This is a genomic window from Streptomyces lycii, assembly GCF_009735685.1.
Lineage (GTDB): Bacteria > Actinomycetota > Actinomycetes > Streptomycetales > Streptomycetaceae > Streptomyces > Streptomyces lycii.
Map to the genome: position 1 here is coordinate 1 of NZ_WHPN01000074.1, position 2,789 is coordinate 2,789.

At 75.1% G+C, this 2,789-nt stretch carries 2 protein-coding genes; both read left to right on the forward strand.

Going from position 1 to position 2,789, the window contains the following annotated elements; translation table 11 throughout:
• Nucleotides 1-188 precede the first annotated feature (188 nt).
• On the forward strand, nucleotides 189-725 hold the full coding sequence (locus GCU69_RS03620) for a DUF1707 and FHA domain-containing protein (protein WP_098754191.1): 537 nt from the start codon (nucleotides 189-191) through the stop codon (nucleotides 723-725).
• A gap of 311 nt (nucleotides 726-1,036) precedes the next feature.
• Nucleotides 1,037-2,761 (forward strand): pentapeptide repeat-containing protein, encoded by a 1,725-nt coding sequence (locus GCU69_RS03625; protein WP_156205114.1) that lies wholly within the window; start codon nucleotides 1,037-1,039, stop codon nucleotides 2,759-2,761.
• The last annotated feature ends 28 nt before the right edge of the window (nucleotides 2,762-2,789 follow it).

Genomic DNA, 2,789 nt, shown 5'->3' on the forward strand with positions numbered 1-2,789 from the left:
CCGGTACGGGAGCCCCCGGCCCGGCGGGAGGTCTGTACCGGCCGTGTCCCGGTCCCGTACCGGAACAGGTCCTGTACTGGACACTTGCGGCCGCGTGACCGGACAATCGCGCGGTGACGTCGTCCCACGAGATCCAGCCCCGCCCCGAACACGGGCCGGTCCCGGGCCCCGGGCAGGAGCCCGCGCCGGTGCCGGGACGCGGCGGTCCCGTCCGGGTGTCGGACGCGGACCGGGACCGTGTCGTCAGCCGGCTCCGGGAGGGAGCCGCGCAGGGACGGCTCTCCCACGACACCTTCGTACGGCGGATGGAGCTGGCGCTGGCGGCGCGGGCCCCGGAGGAACTGCGCGCGCTCACCGCGGACCTGCCGGGCGAACGCCGGGTGCCGCGGCTGCTGTTCGGCTCGGTGGCGGCCCTCTCGGCGTTCCCCGGGCGGCTGCGCACGGCCTGGCGGACGGGCCGGCTGCCGAAACTGATGCTGCCCACGCCCGGCCCGTATCCGCTGCGGATCGGCCGGGACCCGTCGAACGGGCTCCGGCTGGGCGACGAGACGGTGTCCCGGGTGCATGCCGAACTGGGCCTGTCCGGCGGCGTGTGGGTGCTGCGGGACCTGGGATCGGCCAACGGCACGTGCGTGAACGGGCGCCGGGTCACCGACGCCGCCGTGGTGCGCGCCGGTGACCAGGTGAGCTTCGGGCGGCTGAGCTTCCGGCTCGCCTCGCACTGAGTCTCCGCGCGGCGGCGCGCCCGGCCCGACCGCGGTCCGTATCAGCCGCCGGTCCGCGTCGGCCCCGGTCCGTATCAGCCCCGGGCCCGGGCCGGTCCCGGTTCGCACCGGTCCCGGTCCGTGCCGTACCCGGTCCGTACGGGCGCCCTGCCTCCGTACCGGTGCCCAGCTCCGTACGGGTGCCCGGTCTCCGTACCGGCGTCTGCGCTCCGTACCGCCCTCCGAACGGCGCCGGCTCCGGTCCCCGGGGGCCCGGCCCGGCGGCGCGCGCCCGTTTGAACGCCGGCGCCGCCGGACGGTACAACGCGGGGATGACTGCTGCGTCATGGCCGACGTGCACCGCGGAGAGCGACTGCCCCGGTGCCCGGTTCGGCTCTGCCGACCACTGCTTCGCCCATCTCGCTCCGGAGACACGGCGATCGGTTCTCGCGCCCGGTGGTGACATCGACGTCCGGGGCGTTCCGTTCCGCGGGCGGCTGCTGGACGAACTTCTCGAGGGCACACAGGGCCACTTCGGAGTCGCCCGGTTCAACGGGGCCCGGTTCGACGGAGCGGCGAGCTTCGACGGGGCCCGTTTCGGCGGCGCCGCCTTCTTCCACGGCAGCACCTTCGGCCGGGACGTCACCTTCACCGGCGCGCGGTTCGACGGGTACGCCGGATTCGGCCGGGCACGGTTCCGCGGCGAGGCCCGGTTCGACCGGACGGAGTTCACCGGCAGGGCATGGTTCCGGGCGGCGTCGTTCGGCGGGGCGGCCCGATTCGGCGAAGCGGGATTCGGGGGTGAGGCCCGGTTCGACGGGGCGCGCTTCCATGGCGAGGCCTTCTTCTCCCGGGCGCGGTTCGCGGAGAACTCCGTGTTCGGCGGAGCGCGGTTCCACGAGGACGCGCACTTCGACAGGACCGCGTTCCACGGGAAGTGGACCGGGCCGTTCGTGTGCGCCGGCCGGATCCGCCTGGTGCGTGCGACGGTCCACAGCCCGGTCCGCATCAAGATCGCGGCGCTGGGCATGGACGCTCGCGGCATCCGTCTCATGGAGACATCGGTGTTCTGGCTGCGCCGGGCCACCGTGGACTGGGCGGACGCCCGCCTCTCCCAGCCCGTGACCCTCGCCACCCACCCGGTGCCGTTCACCGGGAAGCTCGCCGCGCCGGCCGGCGACCGCCCGGTGGACGGGCCGGAACTCGTCAGGATCGTCGATCTGAGCGGTGTGGACGCGTCGCTGCTGGTGCTGAGGGACGTCGACCTGAGTTCGTGCACACTGGTCGGCGCCTACCGCCTGGACCAGATCTCCCTGATCGGCCGGTGCCGGTTCGACGCGCCGCCGGCCGGCATCGCCGTGGGACGCGCGTGGTTCCCGGTACGCCGGTGGACACGGCGTCGGGTGCTCGCGGAGGAGCACCACTGGCGGGCGGCGCCGACGCACCGCCCGCTCGACCGCACCGGGTGGAGGCGCCATCCGCGTTACGCCACCGGGGAGGGCATAGCCGCGCCGGCCGACGTCGCCACCGCCTACCGGAAACTGCGCAAGGCGCTCGAGGATTCCCTGGACGGGCCCGGCGCGGCGGACTTCTACTACGGCGAGATGGAGATGCGCCGCCACGACGGCGGGACCCCGCGCGGCGAACGCGGGCTGCTGCACGCCTATTGGCTGGTGTCCGGCTACGGTCTGCGGGCGTCACGGGCCCTGGGCTGGCTCCTGGCCGCCATGACGACGACCGTCCTGCTGGTCGTGGGATGGGGCCTGCCCGACGACCGGCCGCAGCACCCGGCCGGGCGTGCCGAGCGGACGTCCGGGCAGGCGCACCCGGCGGCCGCCGGAGCGGAGCCGCGCCTGACCCTGCCGCTCCGCGAACGGTGGACGGCCGAGCGGGCGGAGCGGGCAAGCCGGCTGGTGCTGAACTCGGTCGTCTTCCGCTCCAGCGGCCAGGCGCTCACCACCGCGGGAACCTGGACCGAGATGGCTTCCCGCTTCACCGAGCCGGTGCTGCTGGGCCTCGCGGCCCTCGCGATCCGGGGACGCGTGAAGCGGTCCTGAGGCAGCCGCCCCCACGGCGGCCGGCGCG